At 70.3% G+C, this 24,119-nt stretch carries 20 protein-coding genes; 4 read left to right on the plus strand and 16 right to left on the minus strand.

Going from position 1 to position 24,119, the window contains the following annotated elements:
* Positions 1-55 precede the first annotated feature (55 nt).
* The 16 genes from ACWDAG_RS10115 to rsmH all read right to left on the minus strand — a co-directional run bounded on the left by ACWDAG_RS10115 (position 56) and on the right by rsmH (position 17,894).
* Positions 56-1,216, minus strand: coding sequence for a DivIVA domain-containing protein (locus tag ACWDAG_RS10115; RefSeq protein ID WP_450695120.1), 1,161 nt, complete (start codon positions 1,214-1,216; stop codon positions 56-58).
* A 56-nt stretch (positions 1,217-1,272) separates the two neighbouring features.
* Positions 1,273-1,557, minus strand: coding sequence for a YggT family protein (locus ACWDAG_RS10120; protein WP_016435858.1), 285 nt, complete (start codon positions 1,555-1,557; stop codon positions 1,273-1,275).
* A gap of 72 nt (positions 1,558-1,629) precedes the next feature.
* Complete coding sequence (locus tag ACWDAG_RS10125; RefSeq protein WP_030932823.1) at positions 1,630-2,271, minus strand: cell division protein SepF; 642 nt, start codon at positions 2,269-2,271, stop codon at positions 1,630-1,632.
* A 127-nt stretch (positions 2,272-2,398) separates the two neighbouring features.
* Positions 2,399-3,118, minus strand: a complete 720-nt coding sequence (locus ACWDAG_RS10130) for a YggS family pyridoxal phosphate-dependent enzyme (protein ID WP_450695121.1) — start codon at positions 3,116-3,118, stop codon at positions 2,399-2,401.
* A 5-nt stretch (positions 3,119-3,123) separates the two neighbouring features.
* Positions 3,124-3,861 carry a peptidoglycan editing factor PgeF gene (gene pgeF, locus ACWDAG_RS10135; RefSeq protein WP_450695122.1) on the minus strand — a complete coding sequence of 246 codons (738 nt, stop codon included), beginning with the start codon at positions 3,859-3,861 and terminating at the stop codon, positions 3,124-3,126.
* Positions 3,858-5,054, minus strand: a complete 1,197-nt coding sequence (gene ftsZ, locus ACWDAG_RS10140) for a cell division protein FtsZ (RefSeq protein ID WP_450695123.1) — start codon at positions 5,052-5,054, stop codon at positions 3,858-3,860. The genes pgeF and ftsZ overlap by 4 nt, the downstream gene beginning before the upstream one ends.
* A 277-nt stretch (positions 5,055-5,331) precedes the next feature.
* Positions 5,332-6,126: a cell division protein FtsQ/DivIB gene (locus ACWDAG_RS10145; RefSeq protein WP_450695124.1), complete on the minus strand. Its 795-nt coding sequence runs from the start codon at positions 6,124-6,126 to the stop codon at positions 5,332-5,334.
* Between the two features lie 25 nt (positions 6,127-6,151).
* Complete coding sequence (gene murG / locus ACWDAG_RS10150; protein WP_450695125.1) at positions 6,152-7,249, minus strand: undecaprenyldiphospho-muramoylpentapeptide beta-N-acetylglucosaminyltransferase; 1,098 nt, start codon at positions 7,247-7,249, stop codon at positions 6,152-6,154.
* A 6-nt stretch (positions 7,250-7,255) separates the two neighbouring features.
* On the minus strand, positions 7,256-8,617 hold the full coding sequence (gene ftsW, locus ACWDAG_RS10155; RefSeq protein WP_450695126.1) for a putative lipid II flippase FtsW: 1,362 nt from the start codon (positions 8,615-8,617) through the stop codon (positions 7,256-7,258).
* Positions 8,618-8,821: 204 nt separating this feature from the next.
* Positions 8,822-10,240, minus strand: a complete 1,419-nt coding sequence (gene murD, locus ACWDAG_RS10160; protein WP_450695127.1) for a UDP-N-acetylmuramoyl-L-alanine--D-glutamate ligase — start codon at positions 10,238-10,240, stop codon at positions 8,822-8,824.
* Positions 10,222-11,295, minus strand: coding sequence for a phospho-N-acetylmuramoyl-pentapeptide-transferase (gene mraY / locus ACWDAG_RS10165; protein WP_450695128.1), 1,074 nt, complete (start codon positions 11,293-11,295; stop codon positions 10,222-10,224). Before mraY ends, murD begins: the two co-directional genes overlap by 19 nt.
* On the minus strand, positions 11,292-12,698 hold the full coding sequence (locus ACWDAG_RS10170; protein ID WP_450695129.1) for a UDP-N-acetylmuramoyl-tripeptide--D-alanyl-D-alanine ligase: 1,407 nt from the start codon (positions 12,696-12,698) through the stop codon (positions 11,292-11,294). The genes mraY and ACWDAG_RS10170 overlap by 4 nt, the downstream gene beginning before the upstream one ends.
* 4 nt (positions 12,699-12,702) lie before the next feature.
* Positions 12,703-14,358 carry a UDP-N-acetylmuramoyl-L-alanyl-D-glutamate--2,6-diaminopimelate ligase gene (locus ACWDAG_RS10175; protein WP_450695130.1) on the minus strand — a complete coding sequence of 552 codons (1,656 nt, stop codon included), beginning with the start codon at positions 14,356-14,358 and terminating at the stop codon, positions 12,703-12,705.
* Between the two features lie 26 nt (positions 14,359-14,384).
* Positions 14,385-16,361: a penicillin-binding transpeptidase domain-containing protein gene (locus ACWDAG_RS10180; protein WP_450695131.1), complete on the minus strand. Its 1,977-nt coding sequence runs from the start codon at positions 16,359-16,361 to the stop codon at positions 14,385-14,387.
* Positions 16,358-16,879, minus strand: coding sequence for a septum formation initiator family protein (locus ACWDAG_RS10185; RefSeq protein ID WP_450695132.1), 522 nt, complete (start codon positions 16,877-16,879; stop codon positions 16,358-16,360). Before ACWDAG_RS10185 ends, ACWDAG_RS10180 begins: the two co-directional genes overlap by 4 nt.
* Positions 16,880-16,937: 58 nt before the next feature.
* Positions 16,938-17,894: a 16S rRNA (cytosine(1402)-N(4))-methyltransferase RsmH gene (gene rsmH, locus ACWDAG_RS10190; protein WP_450695133.1), complete on the minus strand. Its 957-nt coding sequence runs from the start codon at positions 17,892-17,894 to the stop codon at positions 16,938-16,940.
* A 358-nt stretch (positions 17,895-18,252) separates the two neighbouring features.
* Between rsmH and ACWDAG_RS10195 the strand changes: the two genes are divergently transcribed.
* The 4 genes from ACWDAG_RS10195 to ACWDAG_RS10210 all read left to right on the plus strand — a co-directional run bounded on the left by ACWDAG_RS10195 (position 18,253) and on the right by ACWDAG_RS10210 (position 24,013).
* Positions 18,253-18,861: a beta-class carbonic anhydrase gene (locus tag ACWDAG_RS10195; RefSeq protein WP_450695134.1), complete on the plus strand. Its 609-nt coding sequence runs from the start codon at positions 18,253-18,255 to the stop codon at positions 18,859-18,861.
* Between the two features lie 237 nt (positions 18,862-19,098).
* Positions 19,099-20,139 carry an AAA family ATPase gene (locus ACWDAG_RS10200; RefSeq protein WP_450695135.1) on the plus strand — a complete coding sequence of 347 codons (1,041 nt, stop codon included), beginning with the start codon at positions 19,099-19,101 and terminating at the stop codon, positions 20,137-20,139.
* Positions 20,139-21,512: a DUF58 domain-containing protein gene (locus ACWDAG_RS10205; protein WP_450695136.1), complete on the plus strand. Its 1,374-nt coding sequence runs from the start codon at positions 20,139-20,141 to the stop codon at positions 21,510-21,512. Before ACWDAG_RS10200 ends, ACWDAG_RS10205 begins: the two co-directional genes overlap by 1 nt.
* The gene (locus tag ACWDAG_RS10210; RefSeq protein ID WP_450695137.1) at positions 21,509-24,013 is read left to right on the plus strand and encodes a transglutaminase TgpA family protein; all 2,505 of its coding nucleotides are present in this window, start codon (positions 21,509-21,511) and stop codon (positions 24,011-24,013) included. The genes ACWDAG_RS10205 and ACWDAG_RS10210 overlap by 4 nt, the downstream gene beginning before the upstream one ends.
* Positions 24,014-24,119 lie beyond the last annotated feature (106 nt).

Consider the following 24,119-nt stretch of genomic DNA (forward strand, 5'->3'; position numbering starts at 1 on the left):
TTTTCCGGGGGCCCCGCCCTGAACGCTGCCGACGCCTAAGACGTACTACTGGCCGTCAGTTGTCGTCCTCGTCGATCAGGAACCCGCGCATCGGCGAGGGAGCCTGCCCCATCGGCGACGGGCCCTGCGGCCGCACCGGTGCCATCGGCTGGGTCATCGCCGGGGACATCTGCTGCTGGCCGCCGTAGGACGGAGCAGCGGGAGCCGGGGCGCCACCCATGGTCGGGTTGCCGCCGTACGACGGGGCGCTCGCGCCGGCCGGGGCCATGGAGGGCGCCGGGGACGGCGGAAGCGACGCGGTCGCCGGGGTGCGCGGCGGAGCCAGCGAGTCGTCGGACTGGGTCTCCAGCTGACGCAGCTGGGACTCCAGGTACGACTTCAGGCGCGTACGGTACTCGCGCTCGAAGCCGCGCAGGTCCTCGACCTTGCGCTCCAGCGTGGCGCGGGCGGACTCCAGGGAGCCCATCGCGACGCGGTGCTTCTCCTGCGCGTCCCGCTCCAGGGCGTCGGCCTTGGCACGGGCGTCACGCTCGAGGCCCTCGGCGCGGCTGCGGGCCTCGCCGACGATCTTGTTGGCTTCGGAGCGGGCCTCGGCGATCGCCTGGTCGGCGGTCTGCTGGGCCAGCGAGAGGACACGGGCGGCGCTGTCGCCACCGGGGCCCTGACCGGGGCCGCCCATCGGACCGCCCATGGGGCCGCCCATCGGACCACCCATCTGCTGCTGCATGGGAGGCTGGCCGCCCATCGGACCCTGACCCATGGGGCCGGGACCCATCGGACCCTGGCCCATCGGACCGGGACCCTGGGGACCACCCTGACCACCGCCGGGACCGGCGGGCAGCTGCGGGGCACCGCTCGGCAGCTGGGGCGGACCACCCATGGGGCCACCCATCTGCTGCTGCGGCGGGCCCGATATGCCGGCGGGTACGGGAGCACCCGGACCGCGCATCCCCTGCGGAGGCATGCCCTGCTGCTGGTCCTGCGGACCGGGACCGCCGGGACCCTCCGGGGGCTTGCGCATGTTCTGCTGGTTCTGCGCAGCAGCGCGCGTGGCCGCGGCCAGTTTGGCCCGCAGGTCCTCGTTCTCGCGGAGCAGGCGGGTCAGTTCGGCTTCGACCTCATCGAGGAAGGCATCGACCTCGTCCTCGTCATAGCCTTCTCGGAGGCGGACGGTCGTGAACTGCTTGTTCCGCACGTCCTCGGGGGTCAACGGCATCTCTTCACCTCAACGTAGTCGTCGGCATTCGGCAAGACGGTAGGTCACATCGCTCATCACAGCCGGCTCACGATCGAGATCAGGATGTAGACGATGATCATCAGTACGAAGAAGGACAGGTCGAGCGCCACGCCCCCGAGGCGCAGCGGCGGGATGAACCGCCGCAGAAGCTTGAGCGGTGGGTCGGTGACAGTGTAGGTGGCCTCCAGAACGACCACCATCGCCTTGCCGGGTTGCCATGAGCGGGCGAACTGGAAGACGTAGTCCATGACCAACCGGAAGATGAGCACGATGAGGAAGCACATCAGCGCGATGTAGATGACATCCAGGACCACGCTCATTGCTGGTGCTTCCCTCTCCCCTGTTTCCGTGCTGCTGGGTACTACTTGTACTGCTGTTTCCGGTCTTGCGTCTCAGCTCTGGTTGAAGAACCCGCCCTCTGCGATACGGGCCTTGTCCTCCGCCGTGACATCGACGTTAGCAGGAGACAACAGGAACACCTTCTGGGTCACCCGCTCGATGCTGCCGTGAAGACCAAACACCAAACCGGCCGCAAAGTCGACAAGTCGCTTCGCATCTGTGTCATCCATCTCAGTCAGATTCATGATCACCGGGGTGCCCTCACGGAAGTGTTCCCCGATGGTACGGGCCTCGTTGTAGGTCCGCGGGTGAAGCGTGGTGATCCGGTAAGGCTCTCGTTCCGACACGACCTTGGGCATGATCACCGGTGCGTTCTTCTCCAGGTTTGCGCGTTCTTGTGTGATGGACGCCACGGGCGCGATACGCGCCGGACGGCCGGATTCCGCGGGGAGCGAAGCGGAACGTGCGACCGGCTCGCGCGCCGCGGGCGGTTGTACGATTCGCACCTCTTCATCCCTTTGGGACTGATGTGCTACGTGGGACTGGTGGGACGGCTCGTGCCTCCGGTGGTCCCGTTCGGGTTCGGGGTCCAGTTCGGGCTCGAAGTCGTCATCGGGGTCGAATCCCCGGCCGTCGTACCCATCGTCCTCCACGAGGCCGAGGTAGACCGCCATCTTGCGCATCGCGCCGGCCATGCTCTGAGTCCTCCGCTCTGTGGTGGATCGGCTGACGACTGCCAATGCCCGCGATCCACGAGGTCGTTGCGCCCGCCTTCGGTGGCACTGACCATATTTTCTGCTGTGGTCCGACTTCTTGGCGACGTTACCCGAGCCTGGGGCGGACTCCGAGTACCGCAGTGCCGACGCGTACATGTGTCGCTCCGGCGGCCACGGCCTGTTCGAGGTCCGCACTCATTCCTGCCGAGACCATGTTCGCAGCCGGATGGGCTCGGCGCAGGTCCGTCGACAAATCCATCAACCGCTCGAACGCCGCGAGTTCGCGCCCTGCGTAGGGGCCGGTGAGCGGCGCGACGGTCATCAGACCGTCCAGCCGCAGCCCCGGCGCCCCGGCGACCAGCTCGCCCAACTCTTCGATTCCGCCGGGCCCGACACCCCCGCGCTCCCCGCGCCCGCTCTCGTCCGCGTCAAGCGCGACCTGGACCAGACAACCGAGTTCACGCTCCTGCCGCACCGCCTCCTTCGAGAGCGCGGTGACGAGCCGGGCGCGGTCGACGGACTGCACCAATCCGGCATAACCGACCACGGACCGAACCTTGTTGGTCTGCAATTGACCCACAAAATGCCAAGTCAAGGGCAGATCCGAGCACGCCGCGGCCTTGGGTGCCGCATCCTGGTCGCGGTTCTCGGCGACGTGTCGCACACCGAGTTCCGACAGAATCCGCACATCGCTCGCCGGATACGTCTTGGTGACCACGATCAGGGTCACCTCCTCGCGCTTCCGCCCGGCGGCCGCACAGGCGGCGGCGATGCGACGCTCCACCTTCGCCAGGTTTTCGGCGAGTTCGTCCTTACGGTCCTTCATGTCCCTCAGTCCAGCCAGACATATCCCGCGAGTCGCCCCGTGGTTCGATCGCGGCGGTACGAGAAGTGGTCGCCCGACTCGATCGTGCACACCGGCGACTGCTCCCGGTCGTGCACCCCGAGCCGCTCGAGCTGCGCGTGCACTCCGGCGGTCACATCCACCGCCGGAGTGCCCCAACTCGTCTCGGAGTAAGCCGCCGGTTCGACGGCGGCCACCTCGGCGCGCATCGCGTCCGGCACCTCGTAGCAGCGGCCGCAGACTGCGGGTCCGGTGCGGGCGACGATCCGGCCCGGCTCGGCGCCGAGTTCCGTCATGGCCCGTACGGCGGCCGGGACGACCCCGGCAACCATCCCGGGCCGCCCCGCATGAGCCGCGGCGACGATACCGGCGACCGGGTCGGCGAGCAGAACGGGCGTGCAGTCGGCGGTGAGGACGGCGAGGGCGAGCCCCCGCTGCACCGTGACGACGGCATCGACCTCGGGCGCCGGACGATCACCCCACGGGCCGTCGACCACCGCCACCTCCGCCCCGTGCACCTGGTTCATCCAGACCACCCGGGCCGGTTCCAGTCCAAGGGACTTGGCCGCCAGTTCGCGGTTGGTCCGTACGGCACCGGGGTCGTCGCCGACGGCTCCGCCGAGGTTGAGCTCCTCGTACGGAACGGCGCTCACCCCGCCCCACCGGTCGGTGAAGGCGAAGTGCGCGCCGTTCACTGTGCTCGTTCCGGAGCGCTGTCCTATCACTTCAGGAAGTCCGGCACGTCCAGTTCCTCGGCCGCGCTGTCCGCGTAGGTCCGCGACGGCGGGACCGGCGGGGCGGCCGGGAGGTCGTTCGCCGGCTCCGGTGCGGGCTCCGGGTCCTCCTTCGGCGTGACGCTGCCGAGCGAGCCGAAGGACGGGCGGCTCTCGGGCTGCCGTACCGGAGTGGGCTCGTCGCGGCGGGCCGAGGACGAGGACGAGCCCATGACGGTCTCCCGGCGGGCGGGAGGCTGGCCCCCGTCGAAACCGGCCGCGATCACGGTGACCCGGACCTCGTCGCCGAGGGCGTCGTCGATGACCGCGCCGAAGATGATGTTGGCCTCGGGGTGGGCGGCCTCGCTGACCAGCTGGGCCGCCTCGTTGATCTCGAACAGGCCGAGGTCGGAGCCGCCGGAGATGGAGAGCAGGACCCCGCGGGCGCCGTCGATGGACGCCTCCAGCAGCGGGGAGGAGATCGCCATCTCGGCCGCGGCCACCGCGCGGTCGTCGCCGCGGGCCGAGCCGATGCCCATGAGGGCCGAACCGGCTTCGGACATCACGGACTTGACGTCGGCGAAGTCGAGGTTGATCAGACCCGGCGTGGTGATCAGGTCGGTGATGCCCTGCACACCGGAGAGCAGGACCTGGTCGGCCGACTTGAAGGCGTCGAGCACCGAGACCTGGCGGTCCGAGATGGACAGCAACCGGTCGTTCGGGATGACGATGAGGGTGTCGACCTCTTCGCGGAGTTCGGCGATGCCGTCCTCGGCCTGGTTGGCGCGGCGCCGTCCCTCGAAGGTGAACGGGCGCGTGACCACACCGATGGTGAGGGCGCCCAGGGAACGGGCGATGTTGGCCACGACGGGCGCGCCGCCGGTGCCGGTGCCGCCGCCTTCACCGGCCGTCACGAAGACCATGTCGGCCCCCTTGAGGACCTCCTCGATCTCCTCGCGGTGATCCTCGGCGGCCTTGCGGCCCACGGCCGGGTTGGCTCCGGCGCCGAGTCCGCGAGTGAGTTCGCGGCCGACGTCGAGCTTGACGTCGGCGTCGCTCATCAACAGCGCCTGCGCGTCGGTGTTGATGGCGATGAACTCGACGCCCTTGAGACCGACCTCGATCATCCGGTTGATGGCATTGACACCACCGCCGCCGACACCGATGACTTTGATGACTGCGAGGTAGTTCTGCGGTGCTGCCACGTCGAAGGCCTCTCGCCTCGAGTTACGTGTCGCCGCTTCGCAGAGGATGCGATCCGGCGACTGATGCCGAATGGGACGGTCCGTTACGCCGACCCGAACCCTAACGTTGAAGTTTAGGGTTACCAGTGTGACTGTTCGCTGGAGTCTTCCGAACAGGACACTAAGTCGACAAGTGGCGCACGTTCAACGAACACGCCGAACCTCCCGTTTTTCTTTTCACCCTATGTGATCAGCCATAGCGCTACCCAACCAGGGTGCTGGCCTGCGCGGATGTGCGTCAACTCCCCGATGACGCAGGGGCGGTGGGAACCGAGACGTCGAAGTGCCGCGCATCCGGCGCCGCTTTCATGAGTGCAGTGAGCGTACGGGCCTTCGCGGCACCCTTCTCGCTGCTCCCCCACAGGACGTTCCGGCCGTCGCCCAACACCAGCGAGATGTCGTCGTACGAACGGACCTTGACGGCCTCGGTCACGCGCGCGACGGCGGCCGGAACGGCGCGGGCGACGAGCGCCGCCTCCGCCACCAAGCGGTCCTCGCCGAAGCGCCGCAGGCTCGCGGCGGAGGACTCCGAGGAGGAGGTGCTCAATTCCAGTGCGGGAATGCCTTTCGGGGCTTCGGAAACCGTGGCGAAACGGACACCCTTGCGGTCCACTTCGACGAACTTTCCACCCTTTTGCACAATGAGAACCGGAGTGCGCTCGCTCACTTTCAGCCCGATTCCATGGGGCCAGGAACGGACCACGTCAACCGTGTCAATTCGGGGCAGTTTCCGGCGCAGTCGCGCCTCGATCGCATCGGTGTCGACGGAAATCATCGGCGCCCCGACCGGAACCTGGGCGGCCTCGCGCACCTGCGCGGGCGTCAACACCCGGGTTCCGGAGATCGATACGCGCTCCACCCGCACCCACTGCGAGCCGTACAACAGCCAGACCGTGCCTGCCCCGAGAAGGACGAGCGCCACGGCAAGGATGATGATCGTACGAAGGCGGCGCAGCCTCAACCTCCGCGCCGGAGGCGGGCCGGACGACTCCTGCTGGCGTTCACCGCGCTCGGCGGTCGTCGGTCCGGCCACGCTTCCTGCCTTTCGTCACACGTGCCTAGTGGTGTGCACGCTTGGCGGCGATCGCCTCGTACACCATGCCGACGAGCAGGTCGTCGGCGTCCCGGCGACCGAACTCGGCGGCGGCGCGGGACATCTCGTACAGCCGGTGCGGGTCGGCGAGCACGGGCAGGACGTTGGCCCGGACCCAGTCCGGCGTCAGTTCCGCGTCGTCGACCAGCAGTCCGCCGCCGGCCTTGACCACCGGCTGGGCGTTCAGCCGCTGCTCGCCGTTGCCGATGGGCAGCGGGACATAGGCGGCCGGCAGTCCGACGGCGGAGAGTTCGGCGACGGTCATCGCGCCCGCGCGGCAGAGCATCATGTCGGCCGCGGCGTACGCGAGGTCCATCCGGTCCAGGTAACTTACCGGGATGTAGGGGGGCATTCCCGGCATCTGCTGTACTTGCGGCAGTTCGTTCTTCGGTCCGACCGCGTGCAGGATCTGGATGCCGGCCTGCTGCAGCCAGGGCGCGACCTGCTGGACGACCTCGTTGAGGCGGCGGGCGCCCTGCGAGCCGCCGGAGACCAGCAGCGTGGGCAGGTTGGGGTCGAGGCCGAACGCCGCGCGGGCCTCGGGGCGGGCGGCGGCCCGGTCGAGGGTGGCGATGGTGCGGCGCAGCGGGATGCCGATGTAGCGGGCGTCGCGCAGCTTGCTGTCCGGGGTGGAGACGGCGACCCTGGCGGCGTAGCGCGAGCCGATCTTGTTGGCGAGGCCGGGGCGGGCGTTGGCCTCGTGGATGATGATCGGCACACCGAGGCGCTTGGCGGCGAGGTAGCCGGGCAGCGCGACATAGCCGCCGAAGCCGACGACCGCGTCCGCCTTGGTGCGCTCCAGGATCTGCTCGGTCGCCTTGATCGTGCCGCGCAGCCGGCCCGGGACGGTGATCAGTTCGGGCGTCGGCTTGCGTGGCAGCGGGACCGCCGGGATCAGCGCGAGCTCGTAGCCCCGCTGGGGGACGAGCGTGGTCTCAAGGCCTCGCTCCGTGCCCAGGGCCGTGATTCCCACGGTCGGGTCCTGCCTGCGCAGGGCGTCCGCGAGGGCGAGCGCGGGCTCGATGTGGCCGGCGGTCCCCCCACCGGCGAGTACGACATGCACCGAAATTCACCGCTCTCCGGACGAGCGCGCCGCCGAGGCACGCCGTCGCATCGTGTTCCATCTCCGAGGCCCCCGGTTCCCCACGGCGCCTCCCGCCCGCTTTCTACCAAAGCGGGGTTGCCGCATGGAAAGCGCCGCCCGCGCAGCGGGCTCGTCACGCGCGAACGCGATCATCAGCCCGATGGCGAACATGGTCGGCAGCAGGGCGGATCCTCCGTAGGAGAACAGCGGGAGGGGAACACCGGCGATCGGCAGCAGGCCGAGCACCGCACCAATGTTGATCACGGCCTGGGCCGTGATCCAGGTGGTCACGCCTCCCGCGGCATACCTGACGAAGGGGTCCTCCGTACGTCCGGCCACGCGGATACCCGCATAGCCTAGAGCCGCGAAGAGGGCGAGCACCGACAGCGTCCCCGCCAGGCCCAGTTCCTCACCGGTGACGGCGAAGATGAAGTCCGTGTGCGCTTCGGGGAGTTGACCCCATTTTTCCACACTCGCACCGAGCCCGGATCCGAAGATTCCGCCTGATGCGAGCGCATAGATCCCGTGCACGGCCTGCCAGCAGTCGGCGACCCCGGACTTCGGCTCGGTGGCGCCGATGCAGGCGAGCCGGGCCATGCGGTTCGGGCTGGTCTTGATGAGGATCACACCGATCGCGCCCGCAACCGACAGCACGCCGACGAACAAACGGGTGGGTGCCCCGGCCAACCACAGCAGGCCGAAAAGGATCGCCGTCAGGATGATCGCCGTACCCATGTCGCCGCCGAGCATGATCAGCCCGAGCAGCATGAAGGCGACCGGAACGAGCGGCACCAGCATGTGCTTCCACTGGGTCAGCAGCTTCTTGTCCTGCTTGCGGGCCAGCAGGTCCGCGCCCCACAGCACCAGCGCCAGCTTGCCGAACTCGCTGGGCTGGATCTGGAAGGAGCCGCCGAGAGAGATCCAGTTCTGGTTGCCGTTGACCGACATCCCTATCCCCGGCACCTGCACCAGCGCCATCAGGAAGACGGCACCCGCGAGAATCGGGTAGGCCAGCGCCCGGTGCAGCTTCACCGGCATCAGCGACGCGATCAGCAGCAGGACACCGCCGATGACGGCGGCGAGGAGCTGCTTGCGGAAGAAGTACGAGCCCGGCAGGGACATCTGCAGCGCCGTGATCTGGGAGGCGGAGTAGACCATCACCAGACCGAGCACGGTGATCAGCAGGCTGCCGCCCATGATCAGGTAGTAGGCGGTCAGCGGCCGGTCCCAGGCGCGCCTGGCGTTGAGGTAGAAGCGACGCAGCGGGTTCTCACGGACCGGCCCGGATGCGGCGGGCCGCCTGACGGCCCCCTGCACGGGCGGACGTCCGGTCCGGCTACCGGGCATCGGGTCCTCCGCTGTCCGTAGGGCCTGTCCGGCGGATCAGCCCGGCGTCGCGGGCCCTGGCACGGTGATCTGCGGCGCACCGGGCCCCGCTCGGGGCGGCCGAGAAGCGCCGTACGTTACGGCCTGCCCGATCCGCCGGACAGGCCCTAGTCCTGGACGATCCCACGCGTCACTCCCAAGGTCGCCCGGCTGCAGGCGGCCGGGTCAGGCGCCGAGTTCGCGGACCGCTGCTGCGAACGCGTCGCCGCGCTTGTTGTAGTTGGCGAACATGTCCATCGAGGCGCAGGCCGGGGCCAGCAGCACCGTGTCGCCTGGGGCCGCGAGCCGCTGGGCCTCCTGGACAGCCGCGAGCATCGCCCCAGTGTCGGTCCGGTCGAGGTCGACGACGGGTACTTCGGGCGCGTGTCGCGCGAGGGCTTCACGGATGAGAGCGCGGTCCTTGCCGATGAGGACGACTCCGCGAAGTCGCTTTGCCGACTTGGCGACCAGTTCGTCGAAGGTCGCCCCCTTGGCGAGCCCGCCCGCGATCCACACGATGGACTCGTACGCCGCCAAAGAAGCCTCTGCCGCATGCGTGTTGGTGGCCTTGGAGTCGTCGATGTACGCGACCCCGTCCACGTCGGCCACATGCGCGATGCGGTGCGCGTCGGGGGTGAAGTTCCTCAGGCCGTCGCGTACGGCCGCGGCGGGCACCCCGAAGGCGCGCGCTAGGGCCGCCGCCGCAAGGGCGTTGGCGATGTTGTGCGGGGCCGGCGGGTTGACGTCGGAGACCTCGGCGAGCTCCTGGGCGTTCTTCTGCCGGTTCTCGACGAAGGCGCGGTCGACCAGGATGCCGTCCACGACGCCGAGTTGGGAGGGGCCCGGGGTGCCGAGGGTGAAGCCGATGGCTCGGCAGCCCTCCTCGACGTCCGCCTCGCGCACCAGGTCCTCGGTGGCCTTGTCGGCGACGTTGTAGACGCAGGCGACGCGATTGCCCTCGTAGATACGGCCCTTGTCGGCGGCGTACGCCTCCATGGAGCCGTGCCAGTCGAGGTGGTCGGGGGCCAGGTTCAGGACTGCGGCGGAGTGGGCGCGCAGGGAGGGCGCCCAGTGGAGCTGGTAGCTGGACAACTCCACGGCGAGGACGTCGTACTGCTCCTCGCCGAGGACCACGTCGAGGAGCGAGACGCCGATGTTGCCGACGGCGGCCGTGCGCAGGCCCGCGGCCTTCAGGATCGACGCCAGCATCTGGACGGTGGTGGTCTTGCCGTTGGTGCCGGTGACGGCGAGCCAGGGGGCCGCGTCGGGGCCCCGCAGGCGCCAGGCGAGTTCGACATCGCCCCAGATGTCGACGCCGGCCTCGCGGGCCGCGACGAACAGCGGCTTGTCCGGCTTCCAGCCGGGGGTGGTGACGATCAGCTCGGTGCCCTCGGGCAGGGTCGCGCCGTCGCCGAGTCGCACGGTGACGCCCAGCGCCTCCAGTTCGGCAGCCTGTTCACGCGCGCGTGCGTCGTCGCCGTCGTTGACGACCGTGACGACCGCCCCGCGCGCGTGCAGCACCTTGGCCGCCGGGATACCGGAGACGCCGAGCCCGGCGACGGTGACGTGCTTGCCCTGCCAGTCGGTCACTTGTCCGCTGCCCATCCCGCGTAGAAGAGGCCCAGTCCGACGATCACACAGATGCCCTGGATGATCCAGAAGCGGACCACCACAAGGACCTCGGACCAGCCCTTGAGTTCGAAGTGGTGCTGGAGTGGCGCCATCCGGAAGACGCGCCTGCCGGTCAGGCGGAAGGAGCCGACCTGGATGACCACCGACATGGTGATGAGGACGAACAGACCGCCCATGATGGCCACCAGCAGCTCCGTGCGGGAGAGGATGGCCAGGCCCGTGAGGACACCGCCGAGGGCGAGCGAACCGGTGTCACCCATGAAGATCTTGGCCGGCGAGGTGTTCCACCACAGGAAGCCCAGGCAGGCGCCCATCAGCGCGGAGGCGATGACCGCGAGGTCGAGCGGGTCGCGCACTTCGTAGCAGGCGACAGGGTTGGTGAGGGTCTGGTCGTTGGCGCAGGACTCCTGGAACTGCCAGACGCCGATGAAGGTGTAGGCACCGAAGACGAGGACGGAGGCGCCGGTCGCCAGACCGTCCAGACCGTCCGTCAGGTTCACGCCGTTCGACATCGCGAGGATCATGAACAGGGCCCAGACCACGAACAGCACCGGGCCGATCGACCAGCCGAAGTCCGTGATGAACGACAGTTTCGTCGAGGCCGGGGTGTTGCCGCGGGCGTCCTGGAACTGCAGCGCGAGCACCGCGAAGCTGATGCCGACGATCAGCTGGCCGGCCATCTTCGCCTTGGCCCTCAGGCCCAGCGAACGCCGCTTGACGATCTTGATGTAGTCGTCGAGGAAGCCGACCAGACCCATGCCGACCATCAGGCCGAGCACCAGCAGGCCCGAGTAGCTCGGGGCGTAGCCGGTGATGACCTTGGAGAGGAAGTACGCGGCCACCGTCGCCAGGATGAAGGCGATGCCGCCCATGGTCGGCGTACCGCGCTTGCTGGCGTGCTCGCGCGGGCCGTCGTCCCGGATGTACTGGCCGTAGCCCTTGCGGGCCAGGAGCTTGATCAGCAGCGGGGTGCCGACCAGAGTCAGAAACAGGCCGATGACTCCCGAGAACAGGATCTGCTTCATCATCGGGCGGCAACCTCACCCTCGGCACCGGTCTCCAGCAGCGCCTGGGCGACGCTCTCGAGGCCGACCGAACGGGACGCCTTCACGAGTACGACGTCTCCCGGGCGCAACTCGCTGCGCAACAGGTCGACCGCCGCCTGTGCGTCGGACACGTGCACCGACTCCTCACCCCACGAACCCTCGTTATATGCGCCCAGTTGCAGCCAGGACGCTTCCCTGCCCCCGACCGCGACGAGCTTGCCGACATTGAGCCGGACGGCGAGCCGTCCGACCGCGTCGTGCTCGGCGAGCGCCTCGTCCCCGAGCTCGGCCATCTTGCCGAGCACCGCCCAGGTCCGCCGCCCCTTGCCCATGGCCGCGAGCGCGCGCAGGGCGGCTCGCATGGACTCGGGGTTCGCGTTGTAGGCGTCGTTGACGATGGTCACGCCGTCCGGTCGCTCAGTGACCTCCATGCGCCAGCGGGAGAGGGAGCCCGCCTCGGAGAGCGCGGTGGCGATCTCTTCCGCGGACATGCCCAGCTCATGGGCGACGGCGGCCGCGGCGAGCGCGTTCGACACGTGGTGCTCACCGTACAGGCGCATGGTCACATCGCTTGCACCGGAGGGTGTGTGGAGCGTGAAGGCAGGCTGTCCGCTGTCCGTGAGTCGCACGTTCTCGGCGCGTACGTCCGCTTCGTCGGTCTCTCCGAAGAGGAGCACCTTCGCCTTCGTACGGGATGCCATGGCCCGTACGAGGGGGTCGTCCGCGTTGAGGATCGCGGCTCCGTCCTCCGGAAGGGACTCCACCAGTTCGCCCTTGGCCTGCGCGATCTGCTCGCGGCCGCCGAACTCGCCGATGTGGGCGGTGCCGACGTTGAGGACGAGGCCGATCTTCGGGGGCGTCAGGTCGGCGAGGTAGCGGATGTGGCCGATGCCGCGGGCGCCCATCTCCAGGACGAGGAACCTGGTCTCCTCGGTGGCGGACAGGGCGGTGAGGGGCAGTCCGATCTCGTTGTTGAGCGAGCCGGGCGTGAACACCGTCGGTGCCTTGCGCTGCAGGACCTGGGCGATCAGGTCCTTGGTGCTGGTCTTGCCCGCGGAGCCGGTGAGAGCCACAAGGGTCGCGCCGAGGCGCCGTACGACATGGCGGGCCAGGGCTCCGAGGGCGCTCTGGACGTCCTCGACGACGATCGCGGGCACGCCGACGGGGCGCGACGCCAGTACGGCGACCGCGCCCGCCTCGACGACCTGAGCTGCGAAGTCGTGGCCGTCGACCCGTTCGCCGACGAAGGCGACGAAGAGGCTGCCGGGCCGCACCTCGCGGGAGTCCCGGACGACCGAAGCCGTGACCTGGACGGACGGATCCGGTATGTCGTGCGTCTGCCCGCCGACGACTTCTGCGATCTCGGCGAGAGAGAGGGCGATCACAAGTTCATCCCTGGGTCTTCTGGATGGCTTCTCGAAGCACCTGGCGGTCGTCGAACGGACGGACCACACCGGCGATGTCCTGGCCCTGCTCGTGGCCCTTGCCCGCGACCAGCACGGTGTCCCCGGGCCGTGCTCGGGCGACGGCTGCGGCGATCGCGGCGGCCCGGTCCTCGAAGACCTGGACCTCGCCGCGCTCGTGTGCTGGTACGGACGCCGCGCCCTCGAGCATGGTTGCAAGGATCGCGAGGGGGTCCTCGGAGCGGGGGTTGTCGGAGGTCAGTACGGCGGTGTCGGCGAGGCGGGCCGCGGCGGCGCCCATCGGCGCCCGCTTGGTCCTGTCCCGGTCGCCGCCGCAGCCGAGCACGACGTGCAGCCTGCCCTCGGTGACCTTGCGCAGGGCGCGCAGGACCGATTCGACGGCGTCGGTCTTGTGGGCGTAGTCGACGACCGCGAGATACGGCTGCCCGGCGTCCACGCGCTCCAGGCGGCCCGGCACGCCCGGGACGGCGGCGATGCCGTCGGCGGCGGTCTGCGGGTCGAGGCCCGCGGCGGCGAGGGCGACGACGGCGGCGAGGGTGTTGGCCACGTTGAAGCCGCCCGGCAGCGGCGCCTTCGCCTCGATCCGCTCGCCCTCGGGGCCGATCACGGTGAACGTCGAGTCCATCGGGCCGACTTGGACGTCCTCGGCGCGCCAGTCGGCGTCGGGGTGGCCCTCGGCCGAGAAGGTCACGACCGGGACGCCGGCCTCGTCGATCAGCCTGCGGCCGTACTCGTCGTCGAAGTTGACGACGCCCAGCTTGCTGCGTTCCGGCGTGAACAGCTGCGCCTTGGCCCGGAAGTAGTCCTCCATGTCGGAGTGGAACTCCATGTGTTCCGGGCTGAGGTTGGTGAAGACGCCGATGTCGAAGACGCAGCCGTCGACCCGGCCGAGGACCAGGGCGTGGCTGGAGACCTCCATGGCGACCGCCTCGACGCCGCGCTCGCGCATCACCGCGAACAGGGCCTGCAGGTCGGTGGCTTCGGGGGTGGTCCGCTCGGACTTGATGCGCTCGTCACCGATGCGCATCTCGACGGTGCCGATCAGACCGGTGTTGCTCTTGGTCTTCAGGCCGCCCTCGACGAGGTAGGCGGTGGTGGTCTTGCCGGAGGTGCCGGTGATGCCGATCTGGAGCAGATCGCGGCCCGGGTGGCCGTAGATCGTGGCCGCCAGCTCGCCCATCCGCCCGCGCGGGTCGTCCACCACGAGGACCGGCAGACCGGTCGCGGCGGCGCGCTCGGCGCCGGTCGGGTCGGTCAGCACGGCGACCGCGCCGAGGCCGGCGGCCTGGGTGACGAAGTCGGCGCCGTGCAGACGGGCGCCCGGAAGGGCGGCGTACAGGTCGCCGGGGCGGACGGCGCGCGAGTCATGGGTGATGCCCGTGACCTCGGCGGCGCTCTCCGGCGCGGTGGCACCCAGCTGATCGGCGAGTTCCGCGAGGGGTGTGGCGGAGACCTGCACCGGCCTGGGCGGCCCCGGGTATGTCACGGATGCGCCCTTCTGGGTGGTTTGGGACTGATCAGCGTGTGGCACGGCGGTGAGCGTACCGGGCGCACCCGCTTGCGAGCGAAGTGAGGGGGCGGGTGCGCCCGGCTTGCCGGGGTCGGGAGTGATCATGGTCACGGAGCGTTCCTGGCTGGTTGCGCTGATCAGAAGGTGACGGGCAGGTTCGCGGCTCTGGCCCCCGTGGGCGGGACCTGGAGGGTCTTCAGTGCGAACTCCATCACCTCCTTGTAGATGGGTCCGCAGATCTGGCCGCCGAAGTAACTCCCGCTCGTGGCGTTCTGGATGGCGCAGTACACGGTGATGCGGGGGTTGTCCGCGGGTGCGAATCCGGCGAACGACGATGTGTAGCCGCGGTACTGGCCGGTGGCCGGATCCACGCGGTTGGCCGTGCCCGTCTTGCCCGCGACCCGGTAGCCGGGGATGCGCGCCTTGTTGCCGGTTCCCTCCCGGTCGTCGACGACCGACTCCAGCATCTGGGCGAGGGTCTTCGCCGTCTTCGCGCTGACGACCCTTGTCTTCTCGGGCTTCGGGCTGGGGGTGAAGCGCCCGTCGGGTCCCTTCGTGCCGCGCACCAGAGTGGGCTGGATACGTACGCCCCCGTTGGCGATGGTCGAGTAGACGGACGCCGCCTGCAGCGCGGTGACGGACACGCCCTGGCCGAAAGGAATCGTGTACTGCTGCGACGTCGACCACTTCTCCGGCGGCGCGAGGATGCCCCTGGTCTCGCCGGGCAGGCCGAGTCCGGTGTAGCTGCCGATGCCGAACTTGCGCAGATACGAGTAGAGGACCTTGTTGGCCTGCGCCTGTGTCCTGCCCAGCTGGCCGGTGGCCAGGATGGTGCCGATGTTGCTGGACTTGGCGAGCACCCCGTTGAGCGTGAGGTTCCAGGTGTCGTGGTCGATGTCGTCCTTGAAGAGCCGGTCGCCGCGGTGCAGCCGGTTCGGCACGACGACATGCGTCAGCGGGGTGGCGACGTTCTCCTGCAGTACCGCCGCCATCGACATGATCTTGGCGGTGGAGCCGGGCTCGTAGGCGTCCTCGACGGCCCAGTTGTGCAGGGCGTTCGGGTTCGCCTTGGAGAGGTCGTTGGGGTCGAAGCCGGGCGCGTTGGCCATCGCCAGGATCTCGCCGGTGCGGGTGTCCTGCACTATCACGTACCCGCGGTCCGCCCCGGACCTCCTCACCTGCTGGCTGATCGCGTTCTGCGCGGCCCACTGGATGTCGCGGTCGAGGGTGAGCTCGACGTCGCTGCCGGGCACGGCGGGCGTCTCGGTGGAGCCCGCGGTGGGCACCAGGCGGCCGCCGGACTGGGCGTAGCGGATCTTGCCGTCCTTGCCGGCCAGCTCCTTGTTGAGCTCCTGCTCGACGCCTCCGCCGCCCTTGCCCTGGTCGTTGACCCAGCCCAGTATCCCGGCGGCGAGGTCCCCGTTGGGATAGATCCGCTTGCTGCTGGGGTCGGCGAAGACGCCGGCGAGGACGTTGACCGTGGACTTGTCCTTCTCGCCCTTCGCGGTGAGCGCGGTCTTCAGGTCCTTGATCTGCTTCCAGACCTGCGGGGTCTGGCGGCGGGCGAGCAGGACGTAGCGCAGCTTCTTGTTCTTGGGGCGGAGCTTGTGGACGAGGGTGTCCTGCTCCATGCCGAGGATCGGCGCGAGGAGGGCGGCCGCCTGCTCGGGCCCGTTGCCGACCTTCAGCTGTTCGCGGGTGAACATCGTGGGGTCGGCCGTGAGGTCGTAGGCGTCCACGCTGGTCGCGAGGGCCACGCCGTTGCGGTCGAGGATGCCGCCGCGCTCGGCGGTCAGGACATGGCCCACGTAGCGGTTCTGGTCGGCCTTGGCGGCGTACGCGCTCGCATCGACGGCCTGCACCTGCAGCAGCCGTACGACGAAGGCGACCAGCACCAGGGTGAGCGCCAGGCTGACCATGCGCAGCCGGGGGCGGGGGCTGCCCAGCCGCAGGGCGCCCGGGGCCGCGGGGCGGCCGGGTGCCGGGCGGCGGGCTGGGCGGGGGCCGGGCCCCGGGCGCCGGGCCCCGGCGGCGGGGCGGTCGGGGCGCGCGGGGCCGGGCACGCGGCGGCGCGGCGGTTGCCTCTCTCCAGAAGTGTCTGGCACTTCCGTCACCTGCCGGGGTTCGTGGTCGTCGGGGCGGGATCGGCTTGGGGGGTGGGGGGCGTGCTGGGGGCCGGCGGGGCCGCGGCGGGCCCCGGCGGGAGCAGCACGAGCGGCATCTGCACCGCGGACTGCTCGACGGCCCGGCTGACGGCCTGCTGGCCGGCGACCGAGGGGACGCCCTTGACGGTGCCGTCGGGATCGAGGAACACGGGGTCTCCGCCCGGGATCATCCCGAGCTCGCGGGCGCGCTGCTGCAGGGCCTCCGGAGCGGAGTAGGAGTCGATGTCCCGCTGGAGCCCCTGTTCCTCGTCGGTGAGGCTCTTGGTGTCCTTCTGGAGGTCGTCGAGCTTGAACGAGCCTTCGCTGAGCGCGGAGTTCAGCACCAGGAGCGCGATCAGGCCGCCGCCCAGGAGGAGCACGACGAGGAGGACGAAGGGGGTGCGGGCCGCCTGTGCACGGCTCCCGGGTCCGGGGAAGAGACGTGCGAGACGAGCGGCCCGCCCCCTCAGTTCGGGTTTCCTGCTCACACGGCCTCCAGTGAGTCCGGTTTCCCAACCCACTCGCTCGCCAACTCGTTCACGCCCCTCATTCGATGGACTCCCTGATGCGCTGGGCTCCGCGCAGTCGCGCCGGTGCAGCCCGCCGGTTCTCGGCGACCTCTTCCTCGGTGGGAAGTTCGGCACCCCGGGTGAGCAGCTTGAGCCGGGGCTGGTACTGCTCGGGCACGACCGGCAGCCCGGGGGGCGCGGTGGTGGCGGCGCCGGCCGCGAACACCTGCTTGACCAGGCGGTCCTCGAGCGAGTGGTACGACAGGACGGCGATCCGTCCGCCCACGTCGAGCGCCTGAACGGCGGCGGGGATCGCCCGCTCCAGGACGGAGAGCTCACCGTTGACCTCGATGCGCAGGGCCTGGAAGGTGCGCTTGGCCGGGTTGCCGCCGGTGCGCTTGGCGGCCTGCGGCAGCGCGTCCCGGATCAGCTCGACCAGTCGCGCGCTGTTGCTGAACGGCTCCTTCTCGCGCTCGCGCACGATGGCGGCCACGATCCGCTTGGCCTGCTTCTCCTCGCCGTAGGCCCGCAGGATCCGGACGAGTTCGCCCGCCGGGTAGGTGTTGAGGACCTCGGCGGCGCTCATGCCCGTCGTCTGGTCCATACGCATGTCGAGGGGGGCGTCCTGGGCGTAGGCGAAGCCGCGGTCGGCCTCGTCGAGCTGCATCGAGGAGACGCCGAGGTCGAACAGAACGCCCTGCACGCGCGCGATGCCGAGTCTTTCCAGTACGTCCGGCAGCTCGTCGTAGACCGCGTGCACCAGGGTGGCCCGCTCGCCGAAGGGCTTGAGCCTCTCGCCGGACAGGCGCAGCGCCTCCTTGTCACGGTCCAGGGCGACCAGCCGGGCCTCGGGGAACTGTGTCAGCAGGGCCTCGCTGTGGCCGCCGAGGCCGAGGGTGCAGTCGACGACCACCGCTCCCGGCCGCTGCAGGGCGGGGGCCAACAGGTCCAGGCACCGCTGGAGCATCACCGGGACATGTCGACTCTGGCTCAAGGGGCCCTCTCAGATCCGGCGCGGGCCGTACGCACCGCCGGGTCCCCGCCCGCTCGTGAAGGGGAGGTCTGCCGGCGCCAGGAGCGTCAGCCGACCGGGAGCGGGAGGAGGCCGAGCCGTACGTACGCGCCGCGCACGTGGGGAGACCGTCCGTGCGAGCCGGGGTCTCCGGGGATTTCAGTCCAGCAGGGAGAGCCTCGCCTCCCGCTTCGCGTCACTTTAGTCCACGGTGTCTCGCGGTCAATCAACTGGCCTGCGCGTCGCGCTCCGGCGTGAGTGTGAAGCCGCAAATCCGGGAAAATCACCCGTACGGCTTCACCTCCGCCACCCGTGTGGGTTACCTCACAAGAGGACTGTGATGACGCTCTTCTCCCGCTCTCACACCGCGACCCGATCGCCTGTGACCAGTACCGTCATAGCCATGACGACTTCTGCATCCGTTCCCACCGAGTCCGAAGGCGCCATACGCGGCGGCACCGTCACCGACCGCCTGGTCGAGGCGAACGGACGGTACGCCGAGGCATTCACCGACCCCGGGATGGACGCCCGTCCCGTGCTGCACGTGGCGGTCGTGGCCTGCATGGACGCCCGTCTCGACCTGCACGCCGCACTCGGCCTGGAGCTCGGCGACTGCCACACCATCCGCAACGCGGGCGGCGTCGTCACCGACGACGTGATCCGCTCGCTCACCATCAGCCAGCGCAAGCTCGGCACCCGCAGCATCGTCCTCATCCATCACACCGGTTGCGGCCTGGAGGCCATCACCGAGGACTTCCGCACCGAACTGGAGGACGAGGTCGGCCAGCGCCCGGCCTGGGCGGTGGAGGCCTTCCGGGACGTCGACCAGGACGTACGGCAGTCCATGCAGCGGGTGCGCACCTCTCCGTTCCTGCAGCACACCGATGACGTACGCGGCTTCGTCTTCGACGTGAAGACGGGTCTGCTGCGCGAGATCGACCCCGCGTAACGGCGCTGGGCCCCTCTCGTTTTTCGTAAATCCCGCGCATGCTGGAGCCCAAGCGTCGTAAAACCCGACATACCGCAGCCAGTTGTCCACAGTCGAGTGACACGAAACGGTAACGGCAGCAAGAATGCGGGGTGTGGCGTCACGCGGAACTATTCACGCGTGGTGTCCGTGTTTCGGGGTGGGCCGGTCCGCACAGCAAGCGTCGGCCCGGAGAAAGAACGGGCCTAGGAGGGCCGGGTGACGACCTATGACGATCGAGCGAGCCTTACAGATCTGACTGCCACTGTGGAGCGGGTCCGCAGTTCGGTGGAAGGAGTGATCGAGGGCAAGCCCGAGGTCGTACGGCTTTCGCTGACCGTACTGCTCGCCGAGGGACATCTTCTGATCGAGGATGTCCCCGGCGTGGGCAAGACCATGCTGGCCAAGGCGCTGGCCAAGTCCATCGACTGTTCGGTGCGGCGCATCCAGTTCACCCCCGACCTGCTGCCCTCGGACATCACGGGTGTGTCCATCTGGGACCAGCAGCGCCGGGACTTCGAGTTCAAGCCGGGCGCGATCTTCGCCCAGATCGTGATCGGCGACGAGATCAACCGCGCCTCGCCCAAGACGCAGTCCGCACTTCTGGAGTCGATGGAGGAGCGCCAGGTCACCATCGACGGGCAGACCTACGAGCTGCCCAGCCCCTTCATGGTGGTGGCCACGCAGAACCCGGTCGAGATGGAGGGCACCTACCCGCTGCCCGAGGCCCAGCGCGACCGCTTCATGGCCCGGGTCTCCATCGGCTACCCCAGCGCCGACGCCGAGCTGCAGATGCTCGACATCCACGGCGGGGTGAACCCGCTGGACGACCTGCAGCCGGTGGCGCATGCGCACGACATCGTGAAGCTGGTCGAGGCCGTCCGCGGCGTCCACGTCGCGGACGCGGTCCGGCGGTACGCGGTGGACCTGGTCGCAGCCACCCGCAACCACCCCGACCTCAGACTCGGCGCCTCCCCGCGCGCGACGCTGCATCTGCTGCGCGCGGCGAAGGCCTCCGCCGCCCTGAGCGGCCGGGAGTACGCGCTGCCGGACGACGTGCAGGCTCTCGCCGTGGCCGTTCTGGCCCACCGGCTGCTGCCGACCGCCCAGGCCCAGCTCAACCGCCGTACCTCCGAACAGGTCGTGCAGGAGATCCTGCAGCGCACCGCGGTGCCCGCGGCCCCCCAGCAGCAGCCGGGCTTCGGCGGCCTCGGCCGCGGTACGCCCGCGTACCCCCAGCAGCCGCCGCGGAGGCTGTGATGACCACCGGGGGGACGGGCCACCCGGACAGCGGCCACAGCGAGAAGGGCGGTATCCGTACCGCCCTGGCGGGCCTGACCACCCGCGGGCGCTCCTTCCTGGCCGCCGGCATCGCGGCCGCCATCTGCGCCTACGTCCTGGGACAGAGCGATCTGCTGCGGGTCGGTCTGCTGCTCGCCGCACTGCCCCTGATCTGCGCGCTGTTCCTCTACCGCACGCGCTACCGGGTGGCCGGCAGCCGCCGTCTGAGCCCCGCGCGCGTGCCCGCCGGCAGCGAGGCCCGCGTCCATCTGCGGATGGACAACGTCTCGCGGCTGCCCACGGGCCTGCTGATGCTCCAGGACCGGGTGCCCTACGTGCTCGGCCCGCGCCCCCGCTTCGTCCTGGACCGGGTGGAGCCGGGCGGCCGCCGCGAGGTGTCCTACCGGGTCCGCTCCGACCTGCGCGGCCGCTATCCGCTGGGCCCGCTGCAGCTGCGGCTGACCGACCCGTTCGGGATGTGCGAGCTGACCAGGTCCTTCTCGACGTACGACACCCTGACGGTGATCCCGCGCGTGGAGGCGCTGCCTCCGGTGCGCCTGAGCGGCGAGTCGAAGGGGTACGGCGACGGGCGGCAGCGCTCGCTCGCCCTGGCCGGCGAGGACGACGTGATCCCGCGCGGCTACCGCTACGGCGACGATCTGCGCCGCGTCCACTGGCGCCTCACCGCCCGCTACGGCGAGCTGATGGTGCGCCGCGAGGAGCAGCCCCAGCGCGCCCGCTGCACGGTGCTGCTCGACACTCGGGGCCTCGCCTTCCAGGGCGCGGGTCCCGACTCGGCGTTCGAGTGGGCGGTCTCGGGTGCGGCGTCCGTCCTTGTGCACATGCTCGAACGGGGCTTCTCCGTCCGGCTGTTGACCGACACCGGCAACTCGGTGCCCGGCGAGGGCGCCGACGGGTTCGCGGGCGCCAGCCAGGAGACTGCGGACGCGGCCGGGCTGATGATGGACACCCTCGCGGTGGTCGACCACTCCGACGGGGCGGGCCTGTCGAGGGCGTACGACGTGCTGCGCGGCGGGAACGAGGGGCTGCTGGTGGCGTTCCTCGGCGACCTCGACGAGGAGCAGGCGGCGGTGGCCGCCAAGATGCGTCAGCGCAGCGGTGGCGCGGTCGCCTTCCTCCTCGACAGCAACGCCTGGGTGCGGGAACCGAGCGATGTGCCCGGTCCGTTGGACAGGAGCGAGGAACGGCTGCGGATGCTGCGAGAGGCGGGCTGGACGGCCCTGAAGGTGCCGCGGGCCGTATCGCTCGCCGAGTTGTGGCGTCAGGCGGACCGTGAGCGCACGGGTCTCCCCGCGACGAGCGGGACGAACGGCGGGGGGACGGACTCATGAGCGGGCGGGCACGACTGGCGCTGTGCGCCTGGGCGGCCACGCTGATGGCGTCCTGCGCGCTGCTGCCGCTGGTCTCGCCGGCCACCTGGATCCTGCAGGTGGCGGTCATGCTCGCCGTGCAGACGGGGGTGGGCGCGGCGACCCGGCGGGTGCCGCTGGCGCGGCCGCTGACGGTGGCGGCGCAGGCGCTGGTCACGCTGATGATGCTGACCCTGGTCTTCGCCCGGCGGCAGGCCCTCATAGGCATCGTCCCGGGTCCTGACGCGTTGCGTCACTTCGCGGACCTGCTGCGGCAGGGCGGCGACGACATCGCGCGGTATGCGATCCCGGCGCCCCTGGAGTCCGACGGCATCCGGCTGATGGTCCTCGGCGGGGTCCTGGTCATCGGCCTCGCGGTGGAGACCCTCGCGGTGACCTTCCGCAGCGCGGCCCCGGCCGGCCTGCCGCTGCTGGCGCTGTACTCCGTCGCCGCGGGGCTCTCCGAAGGCGGCACCGACTGGCTGTGGTTCCTGGTCGCGGCGGGCGGCTATCTGATGCTGCTCCTGGCCGAGGGGCGCGAGCGGCTCTCGCAGTGGGGCCGGGTCTTCGGCGGGGCGGCGCGCAGCCCGGGCGGCGAGCTCGGCGCGGTGGCACCGGTGCGCACCGGGCGCCGTATCGGAGTGGTCGCGCTGGGAGTCGCCCTGGTGGTGCCGATCGCCCTGCCGGCGATGAACGGCGGACTGCTGGACGCCGCCGGGACGGGCGTGGGCGGCGGCAACGGCAGCGGGGGCACGATCTCCGCGGTGAACCCGCTGGTGTCCCTGCGCGACAGTCTGAACGTGGACCAGGACCGCCAGGTCATGTCCCTGAGGACGAACAGCAACGACATCTCGAATCTGTACCTGCGGATCGTGTCCCTGGACGACTTCGACGGCAGCACCTGGAAACCGTCCAAGCGGCACGTCACCGGTGTACCGGGCAGCTTCCCCACCCCGGTCGGCCTCGGTGGGGACGTCAAGCGGGCGGAGATACAGACCCGGATCTCGGCCGCCGACTGGTACGCCCAGGACTGGCTGCCGATGCCGTACCCGCCCAGCGGCGTGGACGTCGACGGCAAATGGCGCTACGAACCGGTGGGCATGACGCTGGTCGGCGACCACGGCGAGACCACCCGCGGGAAGACCTATCTGGTCAAGAGCCTCGATGTGCAGCCGACGGCGGAGCAGCTCGCCGACGCCCCGGAGCCGCCCACGTCCCTGAAGCGCGACTACACCAAGCTGCCGGACTCGCTGCCCGCGGTGGTGGCCAGGACCGCCCGCAAGGTCACCGGCGGCGCGACCACCCACTATGAGCAGGCGGTCAAGCTCCAGGACTACTTCGCCTTCAGCGGCGGCTTCCAGTACAGCACCCAGGTACAGGTCGGCAGCGGCCCGCAGGCGATCGCCAAGTTCCTGAAGGACAAGGAGGGCTTCTGCGTCCACTTCTCCTTCGCGATGGCGGCGATGGCCCGCAGCCTGGGCATACCCGCCCGGGTCGCGGTGGGCTTCGCCCCGGGCACGCCACAGGCGGACGGCTCGGTGTCGATCGGGCTGAAGGACGCACACGCCTGGCCCGAGCTGTACTTCGAGGGCGTGGGCTGGACCCGCTTCGAGCCGACCCCGAACCGGGGCGTGACCCCCTCGTACACGCAGTCGAACACGCCGGACAACAATCTCCCGCCGGTGCCGCGCTCCTCGCAGTCGGCGGGTTCGTCCGCGTCGGCGGCGCCGTCGGCGAGCACGAGCTGCTCGCCGCAGCAGAAGAAGCTCGAGGTCTGCGCCGCCGCGCTCCCGCTGGAGACGGCCAAGCCGGGCGAGGGCGGTCTCCCCTGGTACAAGATCGCCGGATGGTCCCTGCTGGGGCTTCTGGGGGTCGCCGTGCCGCTGCTGCCCATGCTGTGGCGACTGCGTCGGCGCGCGGTGCGGCTGGCCTCGGCCCAGCATGCCGTCTCCGCCCCGGCGCTGCCCCGGGACGGCCGCAAGGCACGGGGCGCGGACGCGGGCGGCACGGGCGATGTCGATGTGACGGCCCTGCCCGTGGAGGCGGATGCGCGGTACGCCGCGGAGGTGGCCGCGGGCCACGTCCTGGCCGTCTGGCGCGAACTCACCGACACGGCCTGGGACTACGGCATCGTGCCGGACGACGCGCTGACCCCGCGCAAGGCGGCCGCACGCATCGTGCGACTCGGGCAGCTGGACGCGGCGACCGCCGATTCGGTGCACCGGGTGGCGAGTGCGGTGGAGCAGGTGCTGTTCGCGCCTCAGGCGCGGGACGTGCCGGGACTGGCCGACCATGTGCGCAGGCTGCGGACGGCGCTGCGGTCCCAGGTCAGCTGGACCACCCGGGTGCGGGCGGTCGTGGCGCCCCGGTCGGCCGTCCGCGCGGTGTGGGACCTCACGGACCGCTGGACGGCCTTCAAGGCCCGCTGTGCCGAGCGCTGGTCGGCGCTGGTGCGGCGCCCCTCCGGGCAGCAGAGCGGCTGACGGCGCAGGTGCGGCCGCCCCGCCCGCACCACGCCGGGTCCTCCGGGCATACGTGAGGGGGTGACCACCCGCCGGGTGGTCACCCCCTCACCTGTGTCTGCGAGGC

This window comes from Streptomyces sp. NPDC001157, assembly GCF_053598255.1.

What these genes read in the sequence shown, in the direction of transcription:
- ACWDAG_RS10115 (WP_450695120.1), bottom strand. Translation starts at nt 1,216, where the DNA reads ATGCCGTTGACCCCCGAGGACGTGCGGAACAAGCAGTTCACGACCGTC.
- ACWDAG_RS10120 (WP_016435858.1), bottom strand. Translation starts at nt 1,557, where the DNA reads ATGAGCGTGGTCCTGGATGTCATCTACATCGCGCTGATGTGCTTCCTC.
- ACWDAG_RS10125 (WP_030932823.1), bottom strand. Translation starts at nt 2,271, where the DNA reads ATGGCCGGCGCGATGCGCAAGATGGCGGTCTACCTCGGCCTCGTGGAG.
- ACWDAG_RS10130 (WP_450695121.1), bottom strand. Translation starts at nt 3,118, where the DNA reads ATGAAGGACCGTAAGGACGAACTCGCCGAAAACCTGGCGAAGGTGGAG.
- ftsW (WP_450695126.1), bottom strand. Translation starts at nt 8,617, where the DNA reads ATGCCCGGTAGCCGGACCGGACGTCCGCCCGTGCAGGGGGCCGTCAGG.
- murD (WP_450695127.1), bottom strand. Translation starts at nt 10,240, where the DNA reads ATGGGCAGCGGACAAGTGACCGACTGGCAGGGCAAGCACGTCACCGTC.
- mraY (WP_450695128.1), bottom strand. Translation starts at nt 11,295, where the DNA reads ATGATGAAGCAGATCCTGTTCTCGGGAGTCATCGGCCTGTTTCTGACT.
- ACWDAG_RS10195 (WP_450695134.1), top strand. Translation starts at nt 18,253, where the DNA reads ATGACGCTCTTCTCCCGCTCTCACACCGCGACCCGATCGCCTGTGACC.
- ACWDAG_RS10205 (WP_450695136.1), top strand. Translation starts at nt 20,139, where the DNA reads ATGACCACCGGGGGGACGGGCCACCCGGACAGCGGCCACAGCGAGAAG.
- ACWDAG_RS10210 (WP_450695137.1), top strand. Translation starts at nt 21,509, where the DNA reads ATGAGCGGGCGGGCACGACTGGCGCTGTGCGCCTGGGCGGCCACGCTG.